Raw genomic sequence first — 17,157 nt, 5'->3', positions numbered from 1 at the left:
GAAGTAGGCGGCACCCCCGCGGGGGGGGGGGGGGGGGGGGGGGGGGCGGGGGGCCCGGCCCCGCCCCGGCGGCCGCCCGCCCCCCCCCCCCCCCCGCCGGGCTGGTCTGGTACGCGAGCCGCCGGCGGGCCGCCGCGGCGGCTCTCGCGTCGGCCTGACCGCTGCTGGCGGATCGTCCCTGCCTGGGGCGATATGGGGTGTCCGAATAACACTGAATCGCCCCGGAAAGTAAAGAACCTGAGCCAGGGGTTTCACTCCGCCCCGAAGCGAGGTACAAAGGAGTCACGGCCCGCGAGACCAAAGAACATCCGAGAGGATCATCTTTAAAACGCAGTAAGGCCCACGGACCGAAGCAGGAACGCCGAGCACCCACGCGACGTCGACCCGTCGATTACGGGCCAGCCGCACCAGGCGACGGGCAAAGTACCCGGCCTGATGGGCAACATCGAGGACGCTTGGTAACTGGGCGTGAATGCCAGCGGCGACACCAGAGCAGTACGGTGTCGCCGCAACCCTTTGCCCGGACCCGTTCGCCGGGCACGCCCTCCCGGGGACCCCCGGGAACCTACGCCGCGCCGCGCTGGAGCGCCTCGCAGACCGCCGTCGACTCGCGCGCGCCGAGTTCGACCGCGCGGCCGCAGTGCGCGATCCAGGCCGCCATCCCCTCCGCCGTACCGGAGACGTAGCCCTTGAAGGCCTCCAGGTAGGCCTCCACCCCCTGTTCCGCGTGACCGACCTCCGCCGGGCAGATCGCCTTCGGGTCCAGACCGCTGTTGATCAGCACGATCCGCTCCGCCGCACGCGCGACGACACCGTTGTACGAGGCGAAGGGCCGCAGGGCCAGCAGCTCGCCGTGCACCACCGCGGCCGTCACCAGCGCCGGAGCCGACCCGCCCGCGATGACCACCCCGGACAACCCCTCCAGCCGGCCGGCGACCTCGTCGGCATCCGGGAGCGGAAGGTCCACCAGGGGCTCGTCCACCGGCTCCCCGGCCAGGCGGGGGCGGCCCACCACGTCACCGGCCACGGCCGAACCGGACGCGACCAGGTGCAGCCGGGCGAGCACCCGCATCGGCGACTGGCGCCAGATGCTCAGCAGTTGGCCGGCCTCCGCCGTCAGCCGCAGGGCGGCGCCCACCGTCAGCGCCTCGGCATCCGCGCCGAAGTCGGTTCGGCGGCGCACCTCCTCCAGCGCCCAGTCGGCCCCCGACAGCGCCGCGCTCCCCCGGGCGCCGCGCAGCGCGGCCTCCGAGGTGATCTCCCCGCTGCGCCGGCGCATGACCCGGTGCCCGTAGACCCGGTCCACGGCCTTGCGTACGGATTCCACGGACTCTGCGACGCCCGGGAGGGCACCCAGGGCCGCCAGCGGGTCAGAAGCGCTACTCATAAGTAGGGAGCCTACGCACTGCGACCCCATAGCACCGACCCCTCCTTGGAGTGGTCTTCTTCACTCACTCCGACCACACCCCGCTGTCATTCCACTACTCTTGGTGAACATGAAGATCGCTTTCGTGGGAAAGGGAGGCAGTGGGAAGACGACGCTGTCCTCCCTCTTCATCCGCCACCTCGCAGCCAGTGGAGCCCCCGTCGTCGCGGTGGACGCCGACATCAACCAGCACCTCGGAGCCGCCCTCGGGCTCCCGGAGGAGGAGGCCGCCGCGCTGCCCGCCATGGGCGCGCACCTGCCCCTCATCAAGGAGTACCTGCGCGGCTCGAACCCGCGCATCGCCTCGGCCGACAGCATGATCAAGACGACGCCCCCCGGGGCGGGTTCCCGCCTGCTGCGGGTGGACGAGGACAACCCGGTCTACGAGGCCTGCGCGCGCACCCTGCCGCTCGACGGGCACTGCGTCCGGCTGATGGCGACGGGCCCCTTCACCGAGTCGGACCTGGGGGTGGCGTGCTACCACTCGAAGGTCGGAGCGGTCGAGCTCTGCCTCAACCACCTGGTCGACGGCCCGGACGAGTACGTCGTCGTCGACATGACGGCCGGCTCGGACTCCTTCGCCTCGGGCATGTTCACCCGCTTCGACATGACCTTCCTGGTCGCCGAGCCGACCCGCAAGGGGGTCTCGGTCTACCGCCAGTACAAGGACTACGCCCGGGACTTCGGGGTCCGGCTGCGGGTGGTGGGCAACAAGGTGCAGGGGCCGGAGGACATCGAGTTCCTCCAGGACGAGGTGGGCGAGGACCTGCTGGTCACCTTCGGGCACTCCGACTGGGTGCGGGCGATGGAGCGGGGCCGCCCGGCCTCCTTCGAGCTGCTGGAGGCGACCAACCGGCTCGCCCTGCGGGCCCTCCAGGAAGCGGCGGAGGACTCGTACGCGGGGCGCGACTGGGACCGGTACACCGAGCAGATGGTCCACTTCCACCTCCGCAACGCGGAGAGCTGGGGCAACGCCAGGACCGGGGCCGACCTGGCCGAGCAGGTCGACCCCGGCTTCGTCCTCCACGAGGGGCTGGTCAGCCCTCGTCCGGCTCGCCGGCCGGCCCCTCAGCCGGCTTGACCTTGCCCGCCGGGGCGGCCGGGGCCGCCGGCGGCCCCGCGGTGAGGAACTTCGTCCAGCCCTCCTTCGGCGCCTGGCCGACCTCCAGGCCGCGCAGCCAGTCCAGCGTCTTCGGGTCCTGGGCGTCCAGCCAGTCGGCCAGCTCGCGGAAGGGCACGCAGCGGACCTCCGGCTGCCCGCACATGCTCTTGATGGACTCCTCGACGGCGCGCATGTAGGTGCCGCCGTTCCAGGACTCGAAGTGGTTGCCGATGATCAGGGGTGCGCGGTTGCCCTGGTAGGCCCGGTCGAAGGCCTGCTTCAGGCCGTCGCGCATCTGGTCGCCCCAGTACTGGTGCTGCGAGGGGTCGCCCTGGGTGGTCGTGCCCGACTGGTTGACCATGTAGTTGTAGTCCATGCTCAGTGTGTCGAAGGCCCGTCCGGGCATCGGCACCAGCTGCAGCGGGAGGTCCCAGAGCCCGTCCGACTTCTTGGGCCAGACCTGCTTGCCGATCCCGCTGGAGTCGTAGCGGAAGCCCATGTCCTTGGCCGCCAGCATGAAGTTCTTCTGGCCTTCGAGACAGGGGGTGCGCGCGCCGATGAGCTCCTTGTCGTAGTCGAAGGGGAGCGGCTCCATGTCCTTCAGGCCGGCGTTCGTCTTCCAGTTCTTGACGAAGGACTTGGCCTGGTTGATCTCGCTCTTCCACTCCTCGACGGACCAGGTGCCGACGCCGCCGTCGGGGCCGCAGAAGTGGCCGTTGAAGTGGGTGCCGATCTCGTTGCCCTCCAGCCAGGCCGCGCGGACCTGGGCGGCGGTGTCCTTGATGCCCTGGAGGTCGCCGAAGCCGATGTCGGAACGGCCCGGCGCGTGCTGCGGCGCGGTGTAGAGGGAACGCTTCTCCTCCGGCAGCATGTACACGCCGCTGAGGAAGTAGGTCATCCGGGCGTTGTACTCCTTGCCCACCTCGCGGAAGTGCGAGAAGAGCTTCTGGCTGTCCTCGCCGGCCCCGTCCCACGAGAACACCACGAACTGCGGCGGCTTCTCACCGGGCTTGAGCTTCTGCGGCTTCTGTACGTTCGGCTGCGGGCCCGTGTAGGCCGTCGAGCCGTCGCCGATCGGCCGGTTGACGCTGCCGGGCGCCTCCGGGGCCGCGGCGCCCTTCCTCCCGTTCGGCCCGCCCGGCGCCCCGCGCACCGCGGACCCCGAGCCGCTGCACCCGGCGGCGCACAGGACCAGTGCCGTGGCGACCAGCCCGCCGGCGATCTTCTTCGTGGCGGCCATCATCCGCACACCTCTCCCTCGCAGTACCGATGCAGGACGTTCGCGAGGCAACGTCCCACGCGATGCGGTTTTAGGAAGGTATGACAAGCCCGACAAAATGCTTAATCACCCCTGCGAGTGGCTTTCTAGGCCCTTTGCTCGTATTACCTCCCGCTCTTCTTTACTCTCCATTACCATCCATTTACCGACTGTTGAGACTCCCGCCGCTTCATCCCTCCCCAGAGGAGACGGGAACCCATGACAACCACCGCACCAGCCCCTTCCCCCACCCCGCAGCCATCGGGCGCGAGGAGTTTCCGCAAGGACCTCCCGGCCGACCTGTCGGCGTCCGCAGCCGTCTTCCTGATCGCCCTGCCGCTCTCCCTCGGCATCGCGCTGGCCACCGGCGCCCCGCTGCAAGCCGGCCTGGTGGCCGCGGCGGTGGGCGGGATCGTGGCCGGACGGTTCGGCGGCGCACCCCTCCAGGTGAGCGGTCCCGCCGCCGGACTCACGGTCGTGACCGCCGAGTTGATCCAGCGCTACGGCTGGCGCACCACCTGCGCCATCACCGTCCTCGCGGGCTGCTGCCAGCTCGGGCTCGCCTTCCTGCGCACCGCCCGGTCCGCGCTCATGGTGAGCCCGGCCATCGTGCACGGGATGCTCGCGGGCATCGGCGTGACCATCGCACTGGCCCAGCTGCACATCGTGCTCGGCGGCACCCCGCAGAGCTCCGCCGTCGCCAACGTGCTGGGTCTGCCCGCCCAGTTGGCCGATCCGCATCCGGCCGCGCTGGCGGTGAGCGCGCTGACGCTGTGCGTCCTGCTCGGCTGGAACCGGTTGCCCGGGCGGGCGGGCCGCGCCCTGCGCAAGGTGCCGGCCGCGCTGGCCGCCGTCGCCTCGGCCACGGCGTTCGCGGCCCTGGCCGGGCTGGCCCTGCCCCGGGTCGATCTGCCGTCCTGGAGCAGCCACGCCCTGCCCGAGCTGCCCCGGGGGCCGGTGCTCGGACTGATCGCCGCCGTCCTGACCATCACACTGGTCGGCAGCGTGGAATCCCTGCTGTCCTCGGTCGCCACCGACAAGCTGATCGCCGCCGAGCGCCGTACGGAGGACCGCCCGCCCCGGGCCGACCTCGACCGTGAACTGCGCGGCCAGGGCGCCGCGAACATCGTCTCCGGTCTGCTGGGCGGGCTGCCCGTCACCGGCGTGGCCGTGCGCAGCGTGGCCAACGTCAAGTCGGGCGCCGTGAGCCGGAAATCGGCCATGTTCCACGGGCTGTGGTTGGTGCTCGCGGCCGGCCTGCTCGTCCCGGTCCTGGATCTGATCCCGCTCGCGGCCCTGGCCGCGCTCGTGATGGCCGTCGGGATCCAGATGGTCAGCATCACGCACCTGCGGACGGTCTCCCGCCACCGCGAGGTCGTGGTCTACGCGACGACGATCGCGGCCGTGGTGCTGGGAGGGGTGCTGGAGGGGGTCGCCGTCGGGATCGCGGTGGCCGTGGCCCTGGCCCTGCGCCGGCTGGCCCGGACCCGGATCACGGTGACGCAGGACGGGGCGGTCCACCGGGTCACCGCCCGCGGCCAGTTGACGTTCCTGGCGGTCCCCCGGCTGAGCCGGGTGCTGAACCAGGTTCCGCACGGCGGGCACGCGGTGGTCGAGCTGGACGGCTCGTTCATGGACCACGCCGCCTACGAGACCCTGCACGACTGGCAGGAGTCGCACCTGGCGCACGGCGGCTCGCTCGAACTCACCGGTCGGCACATGGGCGCGGCGGCCACCGGCCAGCGGGCCGAGGCGGGCGGCCGCGGGACGCACCAGTGCTGCCGCCCCTGGACCCCCTGGCAGAACCACTGCGACCACCGCGCCGCGCGGACCGGGCAGACCGCACCGACCGCCCTGGCGGGACAGGGCGACGGCGGCGGCGCCGAGGGCGCGGCGCTGCGTACGGTTCCCGGGGCGGCCGGGGCTCCCGGCGCTCAGGCCGCCGTCCCCGTACGCCGGCCCGGGGCGGGCCAACTGGCCAGCGGGATCAGCGCCTTCCAGCGGGACACCGCACCCCACGTGCGCGAGGAGCTGGCCCGGCTGGCGCGCGAGGGGCAGCGGCCCTCGCAGCTCTTCCTGACCTGCGCGGACTCCCGCCTGGTGACCAGCATGATCACCGCCAGTGGTCCGGGCGACCTGTTCACCGTGCGCAACGTCGGCAATCTCGTCCCGCTGCCCGGCGCCGAGTCCGGGGACGACTCCGTCGCCGCGGCCATCGAGTACGCCGTGGACGTGCTCAAGGTCGCCAGCATCACCGTGTGCGGGCACTCCGGGTGCGGGGCCATGCAGGCCCTGCTCAGCTCCCGGCCCGACACCCCGATGACCCCGCTGACCCGCTGGCTGCGACACGGGCTGCCCAGCCTGGAGCGGATGGGCAGCCGGCACCACCCCTGGGCCCGGATCTCGGGGCGGCTCCCGGCCGACGCCGTGGAGCAGCTCTGCCTGACCAACGTGGTGCAGCAGCTGGAGCACCTGCGGGCGCACGAATCGGTGGCCCGGCGGCTCGCCGAGGGGACGCTGGAACTGCACGGGATGTACTTCCACGTGGGCGAGGCCCAGGCCTATCTCCTGTCCCCCGGGGAGGACTTCTTCGACTGTCGCGTTTTCGACAGCGTCGGCCAGAACGCCTGACCAGGGCCCCTTCCGAACCGATACCCTCCCGTATCCGTGCAAGCTGTCGGCCCCCTCCCGCACCCTGGCGCGGGAGGGGGCCGTCGGCGCGCCGCCGCGCACACCCCGACACGCCGGGCGGGCGCGGGGCGGACACGGGCCCAGTCGTGGTATAGGTCTAAACCAATTTTCGGCAACCCCTTGTCACCTGGGCGTCTGACTGATGAGCTGTCCCCGGGGACTCAGCTATGCCCGGGGGACAACGGACACCCTGGGAAAGGGAGATGTCGTGAGCAACGAGAGCCTGGCCAACCTGCTGAAAGAGGAGCGGCGGTTCGCACCGCCCGCCGATCTGGCCACCGCCGCGAACGTGAAGGAGGCGGCCTACGGGCAGGCCGACGCGGACCGGCTGGGCTTCTGGGCCGAGCAGGCCCGACGGCTGACCTGGGACACCGAGCCCACCGAGACGCTCGACTGGAGCAACCCGCCCTTCGCGAAGTGGTTCGCCGACGGCAAGCTGAACGTCGCGTACAACTGCGTGGACCGGCACGTGGCGGCCGGCAACGGCGAGCGCGTCGCCATCCACTTCGAGGGCGAGCCGGGCGACAGCCGCTCGATCACCTACGCCCAGCTCAAGGACGAGGTCTCGCAGGCCGCGAACGCCCTCACCGAACTGGGCGTGCAGGCGGGCGACCGGGTCGCCGTCTACCTGCCGATGATCCCCGAGGCGGTCGTCGCGATGCTCGCGTGCGCCCGCGTCGGCGCCGCGCACTCGGTGGTCTTCGGCGGCTTCTCCGCCGACGCCGTCGCCTCCCGCATCCAGGACGCCGACGCCAAGCTGGTCATCACCGCCGACGGCGGCTACCGCCGCGGCAAGCCCAGCGCCCTCAAGCCCGCCATCGACGAGGCCGTCGCCAAGTGCCCGCAGGTCGAGCACGTCCTCGTCGTCCGCCGCACCGGTCAGGACACCGCCTTCACCGAGGGCCGCGACCTGTGGTGGCACGACCTGGTCGGCCGCCAGTCCACGGAGCACACCCCGCAGGCCTTCGACGCCGAGCACCCGCTCTTCATCCTCTACACCTCGGGGACCACGGGTAAGCCCAAGGGCATCCTGCACACCTCGGGCGGCTACCTCACGCAGGCCTCGTACACCCACCACGCCGTCTTCGACCTGAAGCCGGAGAGCGACGTCTACTGGTGCACCGCCGACATCGGCTGGGTCACCGGGCACTCCTACATCGTCTACGGCCCGCTGGCCAACGGCGCCACCCAGGTGATGTACGAGGGCACGCCGGACACCCCGCACCAGGGCCGGTTCTGGGAGGTCGTCCAGAAGTACGGCGTCACCATCCTCTACACCGCGCCCACCGCGATCCGCACGTTCATGAAGTGGGGCGACGACATCCCCGCGAAGTTCGACCTGTCGAGCCTGCGCGTGCTCGGCTCGGTCGGCGAGCCGATCAACCCCGAGGCCTGGATCTGGTACCGCAAGCACATCGGCGGCGACCGCTGCCCGATCGTGGACACCTGGTGGCAGACCGAGACCGGCGCGATGATGATCTCCCCGCTCCCGGGCGTCACCGCCACCAAGCCGGGCTCCGCCCAGCGCGCCCTGCCCGGCATCGGTGCCACCGTCGTCGACGACGAGGGCCACGAGGTGGCGAACGGCGGGGGCGGCTACCTGGTCCTCACCGAGCCGTGGCCGTCGATGCTGCGCACCATCTGGGGCGACGACCAGCGGTTCATCGACACCTACTGGTCCCGCTTCGAGGGCCGCTACTTCGCGGGCGACGGCGCCAAGAAGGACGACGACGGCGACATCTGGCTGCTCGGCCGCGTCGACGACGTGATGCTCGTGTCGGGCCACAACATCTCCACCACCGAGGTGGAGTCGGCGCTCGTCTCGCACCCCGCCGTCGCCGAGGCCGCCGTGGTCGGCGCGGCCGACGAGACCACCGGTCAGGCGATCGTGGCCTTCGTCATCCTGCGCGGCAGCGCCTCCGAGACGGCCGGCCTGGTCGGGGAGCTGCGCGACCACGTGGGCGCCACCCTCGGCCCGATCGCCAAGCCGAAGCGGATCCTGCCGGTGCAGGAGCTTCCGAAGACCCGTTCCGGCAAGATCATGCGCCGTCTGCTGCGTGACGTGGCCGAGAACCGCGCGGTCGGCGACGTCACCACGCTCGCCGACTCCTCGGTGATGGACCTGATCCAGACGAAGCTGCCCAGCGCCTCCGACGAGGACTGATCCACGGCGGCACGGCCCCGGGGGGCGTTCGGCGCACAGCGCGCCGGACGCCCCCCGTCCGTTTAAGGTGAAGATCACCCGATACGGCGGAACGGGCCCTGTAAAATATGAGAAGCGTCAAGATTTGACGCCTCACATTCTCAAGAGTCTCTGGGTGCGCCGGGAAGTCTGGTCGGCAACTGCATGTGTCATGCCGTCGACCGACCGGAGGTTCCCCCGTGGCCACGCCCACATCCCGCCGCAAGCTCCTCGGGCGGCTCTCCCTCCCCGAGCGCCGCTTCGTCGCGGACGCGCTGCGCACCGAGACCGTCGGCGGCGTCCTGCTGCTGGCGGCCGCGATCGCCGCCCTCCTGTGGGCCAACATCCCCGCCCTCTCGGACAGCTACGACAGCGTCCGGTCCTTCCACATAGGCCCCGCCTCCCTCGGCCTCGACCTCTCGCTCCAGCACTGGGCGGCCGACGGCCTGCTCGCGATCTTCTTCTTCGTCGCCGGTATCGAGCTCAAGCGCGAACTCGTCGCGGGCGACCTGCGCGACGCCAAGGCCGCCGCCCTACCCGTCGTCGCCGCCCTCTGCGGCATGGCCGTACCCGCGCTGGTCTACCTGCTGGTCAACACCCTCGGCAGCGGCTCGACCGCCGGCTGGGCGGTCCCCACCGCCACCGACATCGCCTTCGCCCTCGCCGTCCTCGCGGTCATCGGCACCTCACTGCCCTCCGCCCTGCGCGCCTTCCTGCTGACCCTGGCCGTCGTCGACGACCTCTTCGCCATCCTGATCATCGCGGTGTTCTTCACCAGCAGCATCGACTTCGCGGCGCTGGGCGGAGCCGTCGCCGGCCTGGTCCTCTTCTGGTTCCTGCTGCGCGTCGGCGTCCGCGGCTGGTACGTCTACGTCCCGCTCGCCCTGGTCATCTGGGGCCTGATGTACAACAGCGGCGTCCACGCCACCATCGCCGGCGTCGCCATGGGCCTGATGCTGCGCTGCACCCGCCGGGACGGCGAGGCCCAGTCCCCGGGCGAGCACATCGAACACCTGGTGCGGCCCCTGTCCGCCGGCCTGGCCGTACCGCTCTTCGCCCTGTTCTCCGCCGGGGTCTCCCTTTCGGACGAGTCGATCGCGCAGGTCTTCACCCGCCCCGAGACCCTCGGCGTGGTCCTCGGCCTGGTCGTCGGCAAGACGGTGGGCATCTTCGGCGGCACCTGGCTGGCCGCCCGCTTCACCCGGGCGGAGCTGAGCGAGGACCTCGCCTGGCCGGACGTGCTCGCCGTGGCCACCCTCGCCGGCATCGGCTTCACCGTCTCCCTCCTGATCGGCGAACTCGCCTTCACCGAGGACCCCGTCCTCACCGACGAGGTCAAGGCCGCCGTCCTGCTCGGCTCCCTCATGGCGGCCGTGATCGCCTGCGTCATGCTCAAGCTCCGCGACCGCAGGTACCGCGCCCTGACCGAGGCGGAGGAGCGCGACGAGGACCGCGACGGGATCCCCGACATCTACGAGGAGGGCAACCCGGAGTACCACCTGCGGATGGCGCGGATCCACGAGGAGAAGGCCGCGGAGCACCGCCGTCGGGCCACCGCCGCCACCCTCGCCCGGGACCCGGAGCCGGGCGACGACGCGGGCGAAGCCACGGGCGGGTCCAGCACGCGGGTCGACCGTCCGGCATGATCTGACTGACGACGGAGGACAGCCGCCGGCAGACGACGACAGAGGGAGACAGAGATGAGCGCAGTGGACCAAGGGGCTCCGGGGGCCGAGCGCACCCTCGGCCAGCTCGTCGCCGCGGCCACCGCCGAGATGTCCGCCCTGGTGCACGACGAGATCGCGCTCGCCAAGGTGGAGATCAAGCAGGACGTCAAGCGCGCCGGAGTGGGCAGCGGCGCCGCGATCGCTGCGGGCGTTCTCCTGCTCTTCTCCCTCCCCGTACTGAGTTTCGCCGCGGCCTACGGCATCCACAACCTCGGTCTCGGGCTCGCCTGGTCCTTCCTCATCGTCGGCGTCGTGTTCTGGCTGCTGGCGGGCCTGGTCGGGCTCCTGGCGGTGGTCAAGTTCAAGAAGATCAAGCCGCCGGTGAAGACGATGGACTCCGTCAAGCAGACCGCCGCGGTGGTGGGGACCGTCAAGCCGCATCCGCGGCCGGTGAGTGACCAGGCCGTGGGTGTGGCACGCTCGTCCTCATGACAGCCCCCTCGCCGGATTCGAGCACTGCGCCCACCGCTGCCACGGCGGTACGGATCGACCTGCCGGACGGCAGGGCGGTGACCCACCGGGACGTCGCCGCCAACGGAGCCCGGTTCCACGTCGCCGAGCTCGGCGACGGGCCGCTGGTCCTCCTGCTGCACGGCTTCCCGCAGTTCTGGTGGACCTGGCGGCACCAGCTGACCGCCCTCGCGGACGCCGGGTACCGCGCGGTCGCGATGGACCTGCGCGGGGTCGGCGGCAGCGACCGCACCCCGCGCGGCTACGACCCGGCGAACCTCGCGCTCGACATCACCGGGGTCGTGCGGTCCCTCGGCGAGCCGGACGCCGCCCTCGTCGGACACGACCTGGGCGGCTACCTCGCCTGGACCGCCGCCGTGATGCGGCCCAAGCTGGTGCGCCGCCTGGTCGTCTCCTCCATGCCGCACCCGCGCCGCTGGCGCTCGGCCATGATGGGCGACCTCGGGCAGACCCGGGCGAGCTCCCACATCTGGGGTTTCCAGCGGCCGTTCATCCCCGAGCGGCAGCTGGTCGCCGACGAGGGCGCCCTCGTGGGGCAGCTGATCCGCGACTGGTCCGGGCCCAGGCTCCAGGAGGACGGCGCGGACGAGGAGGCGCTCGGCGTGTACCGGCGGGCGATGTGCATCCCGTCCACCGCCCACTGCTCGATCGAGCCCTACCGCTGGATGATGCGGTCGATGGCCCGGCCCGACGGCCTCCAGTTCTACCGCCGGATGAAGCGGCCCGTACGGGTGCCGACGCTGCACCTGCACGGATCGCTGGACCCGGTCATGCGGACCCGCAGCGCCGCCGGATCCGGGGAGTACGTCGAGGCCCCCTACCGCTGGCGGCTCTTCGACGGCCTCGGGCACTTCCCCCACGAGGAGGACCCGGCCGCCTTCTCCGCCGAACTGGTGAACTGGCTCAAGGACCCGGAGCCCGACCGCCCCTGACGGGCCTTCGGCCGCACCTGACGCTCCGGCGATCGACTCCTGACGGCCCGGCAGTTTATTCGTAGGACTGGCCTACGGTCGTTCAATTGCCCGGCGCATAGGCCAATTGGCCGCCCCGGACGGGGTTACCGACCTTGGAGGCCGGGCACAGCTCGTTGTATGGGCTGGACGCACGACCACGGTGACACCGCACACGAACGCCGCTCGGCCACGGTGCCGGGCACGCACGACCGGGGGGCCGGCCGCGAAGGCCACGACCCCCGGCTCGGGATTCCGCGCATCCTGCGCCGCCGAGCCCGCTGGGTGTCGGCGCGCTTGCGCCATCCACGGGTGTAACGGCGCCGCGTCCTGCGGCCCCTGGCCGCCGGGCCCGGGGCCGGAGGCCGAGCCTTCCGTCAGAGGGCGCAGCCCTGGGTGTCGACCCGCCGGTCGGCGATCCGGCCGACGCGGATGTCGTCCCGGATCTCGTCCGCCGTCAGGGCGTAGCCGGTGTTCGGGTCGTCGAGGGACTTCGCGAAGACGACCCCGTACACCCGGCCCTCGGGCGTGAGCAGCGGGCCGCCGGAGTTGCCCTGGCGCACGGTCGCGTACAGCGAGTAGACGTCGCGGCGGACGGTGCCGCGGTGGTAGATGTCCGGGCCGTTGGCGTTGATCCGGCCGCGGACACGGGCCGCACGGACGTCGTAGGCGCCGTTCTCGGGGAAGCCGGCGACGATCGCGTCACTGCTGCTCGTCGCGTCCTTCTCGGTGAACTCCAGGGCCGGGGCGCGCAGCTTGGGCACGTCCAGCACGGCGATGTCGCGCTCCCAGTCGTAGAGCACGACCTTGCCGTCGTAGAGCTTGCCCTCGCCGCCCACCTGCACGGTCGGTTCGACGACGCCGCCGACGACATGGGCGTTGGTCATCACCTTGCCGGGCGCGAAGACGAATCCGGTGCCCTCCAGGACCTTGCTGCAGCTGGGCGCGGTGCCGACGACCTTCACGATCGAGAGCTTGGCCTGCTGGGCCACCGCGCTGCGCACGAGCGCCGGGTCGGGCGGCTTCACCTCGGCGATGGGCTCGTTCGAGAACGGGCTGAAGACCTGCGGGAAGCCGTTGTGGGCGAGGGTGGAACTGAAGTCCGAGAACCAGGTGTTCGCCTGGGCGGGCAGCACCCGCGACACGCCCAGCAGCACCTTGGAGTTGCGCACCTCCTTGCCCAGCGTGGGCAGCGAGGTGCCGGCCAGCGCCGAGCCGATCAGCCAGGCCACCAGCAGCATCGCGACGACGTTGACCAGGGCGCCGCCCGTCGCGTCGAGCGCGCGCGCCGGCGACCAGGTGATGTGCCGTCTGAGCCGGTTGCCCAGATGGGTGGTCAGCGCCTGGCCGATCGAGGCGCAGATGATGATGACCACGACGGCGATCACCACGACGGTGGTGGACACCTGGGTGCCGTTGTCCGTCACCCGGTCCCAGATCAGCGGCAGCAGGGACACGGCGATGAGGCCACCGCCCAGGAACCCGATCACCGACAGGATGCCGACGACGAAGCCCTGGCGGTAGCCGACGATCGCGAACCACACGGCCGCGAGCAGCAACAGGATGTCCAGCACGTTCACGAGGGTCACCGTCTCATGCGTGCCAGTCGAGCGGGACGTGACGTGAGCGGTCCCACGGTCGTTCCCAGCCCGCGAAGTGCAGGATCCGGTCGATGACCCCGGCGGTGAAACCCCACACCAGGGCCGATTCCACGGTGAAGGCGGGCCCCTGGTGGCCTCTCGGGTGGACCACGGTCACCCGGTGGGCCGGGTCCGTGAGATCCGCCACGGGCACCGTGAAGACCCGGGCCGTCTCCGCCGGGTCCACCGGGCCGACCGGCGAGGGCTCGCGCCACCAGCCGAGCACCGGGGTCACGACGAACTCGCTGACCGGGATGTAGAGCCGCGGCAGGACGCCGAACAGCTGGACGCCCGCCGGGTCCAGGCCGGTCTCCTCCTCGGCCTCGCGCAGCGCGGCGCGCAGCGGACCGGTGGTGTGCGGGTCGCCGTCCTCCGGGTCGAGGGCCCCGCCGGGGAAGGAGGGCTGGCCGGCGTGCGAGCGGAGGGTGCCGGCGCGCTCCTGGAGGAGGATCTCGGGGCCGCGCGGGCCCTCCCCGAAGAGGATCAGCACGGCGGACTGGCGGCCCCGGCCGTCCTCGGGGGGCAGGAAGCGGCTGAGCTGGCGGGGCCGGACCGTCCGGGCCGCCTCGACGACGGGGTCGAGCCAGCCGGGCAGGCCGGCGGTGGTCGGCTCCAGGCCGTCGGCCCGGTGCCCGGCCTCGGCCGTGGTCTCGTCCTGCGTACCGCGCGTCATGGGCAACCCCTGTCCGTGTTCTCCCCGTCCGCTGAACGCGGGCCGGGTACCGATTCGTTCCACCGGGGGCGCGCGGGGCGCGGCCACGCTCCCCGGCGGCACCCGCGCCCCGCTCAGGCCTCCGTACGGGCCCCCAGGGGCGCGGCCGGGAGGCCGGGGTAGTCCGGGGGCGGGGAGAGCCGCTGGCCCGGCTGGCCGCCCTTCTCGTACTTGAGCAGCTTCTTCGCCTTCTCCGGGTCGGTCTCGCCCTCCCCGTAGGCCGGACAGAGCGGGGCGATGGGGCAGGCTCCGCAGGCGGGCCTGCGGGCGTGGCAGATGCGGCGGCCGTGGAAGACGACGCGGTGCGAGAGCATCGTCCACTCGCTCTTGGGGAAGATCCCGCAGATCTCCGCCTCGACCTTCTCCGGGTCCTGCTGCTCGGTCCACTTGAAGCGGCGCACCAGCCGTCCGAAGTGGGTGTCGACGGTGATCCCGGGCACCCCGAAGGCGTTCCCGAGGACCACGTTCGCGGTCTTGCGGCCGACTCCCGGGAGCTTGACCAGGTCCTCCAGGCGGCCCGGCACCTCGCCGCCGAAGTCGTCGCGCAGGGCCTGCGAGAGTCCGAGGAGGGACTTGGCCTTCGCCCGGAAGAACCCGGTCGGCCGAATGATCTCTTCCAGTTCTTCCGGCGCCGCCGCGGCCATGTCCTCGGGGGTCGGGTAGGCGGCGAAGAGGGCCGGGGTCGTCTGGTTGACGCGCAGGTCGGTGGTCTGCGCGGAGAGGACGGTGGCGACCAGCAACTCGAAGGGGTTGCGGAAGTCCAGCTCCGGATGGGCGTACGGGTACACCTCCGCCAGCTCGCGGTTGATGCGGCGGGCCCGCCGGATCATCGCGAGGCGGGACTCGGGCTTGGCCGTCGCCTTCGCGGGCTTGGCGGTCTTCGCGCTCCTCGTGGGCTCAGCCGCCTTCGCAGCCTTCGCGGGCGCGGCCGCCTCCGCGGTCTTCGTGGTCCGCGGTTTCTTGGCCGAAGCTTTGCCCTGGGGGGCAGGTCGGGCCTTTTCGGACGTCCCCGAGGGGGCTTGTTCGCCCACGGCTGAATTCTGGGCCGCCGTCACTCCTGCGGACCCCTTGGCCTGTGCTCTCACCGGCTTATTGGACACCCGGCCAGCCTAAGCCCGGGGGCTGACACCCCGCCCGGACCTCAGGTAACACCACCCCGATCGGCCTCTCGCCGCACAGCACGCCCGTCCGTCCGGCATCCTTGTGATTGATCGCACTGTTTGAGCCGTCCGGCAAAATGGGGAACGGTCCCCACTGGCCGGTCGACATAGGAGAGAGACTCGTGGACGACGTTCTGCGGCGCGCCCCGCTCTTCGCGGCGCTCGATGACGAGCAGGCCGCGGAGCTCCGCGCCTCCATGGCCGAGGTGACCCTCGCACGCGGCGACGCCCTGTTCCACGAGGGCGACCCCGGTGACCGGCTGTACGTCGTGACCGAGGGCAAGGTGAAGCTCCACCGCACCTCCCCCGACGGCCGCGAGAACATGCTTGCCGTCCTCGGCCCCGGCGAGCTGATCGGCGAGCTCTCGCTCTTCGACCCGGGCCCGCGCACCGCCACCGCCACCGCCCTGACCGAAGTCAAGCTCCTCGGCCTCGGCCACAGCGACCTCCAGCCCTGGCTGAACGCCCGGCCCGAGGTCGCCACCGCGCTGCTGCGCGCCGTCGCCCGGCGCCTGCGCAAGACCAACGACCAGATGTCCGACCTGGTCTTCTCCGACGTCCCGGGCCGTGTGGCCCGCGCGCTCCTCGACCTGTCGCGCCGCTTCGGCGTGCAGTCGGAGGAGGGCATCCACGTCGTCCACGACCTGACGCAGGAGGAGCTGGCCCAGCTCGTCGGCGCCTCCCGCGAGACCGTGAACAAGGCCCTCGCCGACTTCGCGGGCCGCGGCTGGCTGCGCCTGGAAGCGCGCGCCGTCATCCTGCTGGACGTGGAGCGGCTCGCCAAGCGCTCGCGCTGACCACGCCTCGCGGAGGGGCCCCGTCCGGGTGTCGGACGGGGCCCCTCCGCGCGTTCGCGGGGCACGCTCCGCACCTGCGTGGGGCCCGGGCGGTGCGGCGGGCAGAGTAGGGATCATGAATCACAGAGGACTGGACGCATCCGGGTACTTCGAGCGGGAGGGGTCCCTCGGGCGGATCCAGCCCGCGTTCACGGAGGTCGTCGCCGCCGCGCGCGGCCGGCTCGTGGAGGCGTACGGGAACCGGCTCCACAGCGCCTACCTGTACGGTTCCGTGCCGCGCGGCGCGGCCCGCCCCGGGCGCTCCGACCTCGACCTGCTGATCGCCCTGCACCGGGAGCCGGCCGCCGAGGACCGGGACACCGCCGAGGTGCTGGGCCGCGGCCTCGACCAGGACTTCCCGCAGATCGACGGGGTCGGCATCCTGCTGTACGGCAAGGACCGGCTGCTCAGCGAGCAGGAACGTTACGACCTGGGCTGGTTCCTGGCCTGCCTGTGCACCCCGCTGCTCGGGGCCGACCTCGCCGAGCACCTGCCCCGCTACCGGCCCGACGGCCTCCTCGCCCGCGAGACCAACGGCGACCTGGCGGAGCGGCTGCCGCGGTGGCGGGCCCGCTTCGAGGCCGCCTCGGAGCCCGCCGAGTTCCGCAGGATGAGCCGCTTCTTCTCCCGGCACCTGGTGCGGACCGCGTTCACGCTGGTCATGCCCCGATGGGGCGGCTGGACGAGCGACCTCGCCGAGTCCGCCGAGGTCTTCGGCCGCTACTACCCGCAGCGGGCCGCACAGCTGCGGGAGGCCGCCGCGGTGGCGCTGGAGCCGTCCGAGGACCCGGCCGTGGTGCGCCGGTACCTCGACGACCTGGGGCCGTGGCTGGCGGCGGAGTACGGGGCCGTGCACGGGACGAAGGCACCGCGCCCGGCGGACTAGGTGTATTGCCCAGTGAGGTTGGGGACGCGGCTGGCGGGTGGTTTGCCTGCGAGCGCGGTGTGTCCGCGGTGGTGATTGTAGGAGTGCAGCCAGCCGGGGAAGGCGTCGCGTCGTTC

Annotated in this window: 13 protein-coding genes and 1 pseudogene; 8 read left to right on the top strand and 6 right to left on the bottom strand. The window is 72.0% G+C overall.

What is annotated here, in order from left to right:
* Positions 1 to 565 precede the first annotated feature (565 nt).
* Positions 566 to 1,387 (bottom strand): Fic family protein, encoded by an 822-nt coding sequence (locus WDV06_RS31725; RefSeq protein WP_395513257.1) that lies wholly within the window; start codon positions 1,385 to 1,387, stop codon positions 566 to 568.
* A 109-nt stretch (positions 1,388 to 1,496) separates the two neighbouring features.
* Between WDV06_RS31725 and WDV06_RS31720 the strand changes: the two genes are divergently transcribed.
* Positions 1,497 to 2,507 (top strand): ATP-binding protein, encoded by a 1,011-nt coding sequence (locus WDV06_RS31720; RefSeq protein ID WP_395513256.1) that lies wholly within the window; start codon positions 1,497 to 1,499, stop codon positions 2,505 to 2,507.
* Here the strand turns inward: WDV06_RS31720 and WDV06_RS31715 are convergent.
* The gene (locus tag WDV06_RS31715) at positions 2,464 to 3,771 is read right to left on the bottom strand and encodes a polysaccharide deacetylase family protein (RefSeq protein WP_395513255.1); all 1,308 of its coding nucleotides are present in this window, start codon (positions 3,769 to 3,771) and stop codon (positions 2,464 to 2,466) included. The two genes, WDV06_RS31720 and WDV06_RS31715, sit on opposite strands and share 44 nt — an antisense overlap.
* Positions 3,772 to 4,005: 234 nt before the next feature.
* Between WDV06_RS31715 and WDV06_RS31710 the strand changes: the two genes are divergently transcribed.
* The 5 genes from WDV06_RS31710 (at position 4,006) to WDV06_RS31690 (ending at position 11,789) form a co-directional block, all read left to right on the top strand.
* Positions 4,006 to 6,417, top strand: a complete 2,412-nt coding sequence (locus tag WDV06_RS31710; protein WP_395513254.1) for a SulP family inorganic anion transporter — start codon at positions 4,006 to 4,008, stop codon at positions 6,415 to 6,417.
* Between the two features lie 268 nt (positions 6,418 to 6,685).
* Positions 6,686 to 8,641 (top strand): acetate--CoA ligase, encoded by a 1,956-nt coding sequence (gene acs, locus WDV06_RS31705; protein ID WP_395513253.1) that lies wholly within the window; start codon positions 6,686 to 6,688, stop codon positions 8,639 to 8,641.
* Between the two features lie 218 nt (positions 8,642 to 8,859).
* Positions 8,860 to 10,305 (top strand): Na+/H+ antiporter NhaA, encoded by a 1,446-nt coding sequence (gene nhaA, locus WDV06_RS31700; protein WP_395513252.1) that lies wholly within the window; start codon positions 8,860 to 8,862, stop codon positions 10,303 to 10,305.
* Positions 10,306 to 10,359: 54 nt separating this feature from the next.
* Positions 10,360 to 10,818, top strand: a complete 459-nt coding sequence (locus tag WDV06_RS31695; RefSeq protein WP_395513251.1) for a phage holin family protein — start codon at positions 10,360 to 10,362, stop codon at positions 10,816 to 10,818.
* The gene (locus tag WDV06_RS31690) at positions 10,815 to 11,789 is read left to right on the top strand and encodes an alpha/beta fold hydrolase (RefSeq protein ID WP_395513250.1); all 975 of its coding nucleotides are present in this window, start codon (positions 10,815 to 10,817) and stop codon (positions 11,787 to 11,789) included. Before WDV06_RS31695 ends, WDV06_RS31690 begins: the two co-directional genes overlap by 4 nt.
* A gap of 395 nt (positions 11,790 to 12,184) precedes the next feature.
* Here the strand turns inward: WDV06_RS31690 and WDV06_RS31685 are convergent, their stop codons facing one another.
* The 3 genes from WDV06_RS31685 to nth form a co-directional block, all read right to left on the bottom strand.
* On the bottom strand, positions 12,185 to 13,387 hold the full coding sequence (locus tag WDV06_RS31685) for a MarP family serine protease (protein ID WP_395513258.1): 1,203 nt from the start codon (positions 13,385 to 13,387) through the stop codon (positions 12,185 to 12,187).
* Between the two features lie 13 nt (positions 13,388 to 13,400).
* Positions 13,401 to 14,120 (bottom strand): NUDIX hydrolase, encoded by a 720-nt coding sequence (locus tag WDV06_RS31680; protein ID WP_395513249.1) that lies wholly within the window; start codon positions 14,118 to 14,120, stop codon positions 13,401 to 13,403.
* A 113-nt stretch (positions 14,121 to 14,233) separates the two neighbouring features.
* The gene (gene nth, locus WDV06_RS31675) at positions 14,234 to 15,259 is read right to left on the bottom strand and encodes an endonuclease III (protein ID WP_395513248.1); all 1,026 of its coding nucleotides are present in this window, start codon (positions 15,257 to 15,259) and stop codon (positions 14,234 to 14,236) included.
* A gap of 182 nt (positions 15,260 to 15,441) precedes the next feature.
* Here nth and WDV06_RS31670 point away from each other — a divergent pair, with 182 nt between their 5' ends.
* Both WDV06_RS31670 and WDV06_RS31665 read left to right on the top strand, forming a co-directional pair.
* Positions 15,442 to 16,116, top strand: coding sequence for a Crp/Fnr family transcriptional regulator (locus WDV06_RS31670; RefSeq protein WP_395513247.1), 675 nt, complete (start codon positions 15,442 to 15,444; stop codon positions 16,114 to 16,116).
* 115 nt (positions 16,117 to 16,231) lie between these two features.
* Positions 16,232 to 17,041 carry a nucleotidyltransferase domain-containing protein gene (locus WDV06_RS31665; RefSeq protein ID WP_395513246.1) on the top strand — a complete coding sequence of 270 codons (810 nt, stop codon included), beginning with the start codon at positions 16,232 to 16,234 and terminating at the stop codon, positions 17,039 to 17,041.
* Here the strand turns inward: WDV06_RS31665 and WDV06_RS31660 are convergent.
* Positions 17,038 to 17,157, bottom strand: a pseudogene (locus WDV06_RS31660) (IS481 family transposase); the annotation flags it as partial. The gene WDV06_RS31665 and the pseudogene WDV06_RS31660 sit on opposite strands and share 4 nt — an antisense overlap.

This window comes from Streptomyces racemochromogenes (assembly GCF_044129415.1).
In the GTDB taxonomy this organism is placed as follows: Bacteria; Actinomycetota; Actinomycetes; order Streptomycetales; family Streptomycetaceae; genus Streptomyces; species Streptomyces racemochromogenes_A.
The sequence above is the reverse complement of the archived record's forward strand: the minus strand, read 5'-3'. Positions and strand labels throughout refer to the sequence as shown.

What these genes read in the sequence shown, in the direction of transcription:
- WDV06_RS31725 (WP_395513257.1), bottom strand. Translation starts at nt 1,387, where the DNA reads ATGAGTAGCGCTTCTGACCCGCTGGCGGCCCTGGGTGCCCTCCCGGGC.
- WDV06_RS31720 (WP_395513256.1), top strand. Translation starts at nt 1,497, where the DNA reads ATGAAGATCGCTTTCGTGGGAAAGGGAGGCAGTGGGAAGACGACGCTG.
- WDV06_RS31715 (WP_395513255.1), bottom strand. Translation starts at nt 3,771, where the DNA reads ATGATGGCCGCCACGAAGAAGATCGCCGGCGGGCTGGTCGCCACGGCA.
- WDV06_RS31710 (WP_395513254.1), top strand. Translation starts at nt 4,006, where the DNA reads ATGACAACCACCGCACCAGCCCCTTCCCCCACCCCGCAGCCATCGGGC.
- WDV06_RS31695 (WP_395513251.1), top strand. Translation starts at nt 10,360, where the DNA reads ATGAGCGCAGTGGACCAAGGGGCTCCGGGGGCCGAGCGCACCCTCGGC.
- WDV06_RS31690 (WP_395513250.1), top strand. Translation starts at nt 10,815, where the DNA reads ATGACAGCCCCCTCGCCGGATTCGAGCACTGCGCCCACCGCTGCCACG.
- WDV06_RS31680 (WP_395513249.1), bottom strand. Translation starts at nt 14,120, where the DNA reads ATGACGCGCGGTACGCAGGACGAGACCACGGCCGAGGCCGGGCACCGG.
- WDV06_RS31665 (WP_395513246.1), top strand. Translation starts at nt 16,232, where the DNA reads ATGAATCACAGAGGACTGGACGCATCCGGGTACTTCGAGCGGGAGGGG.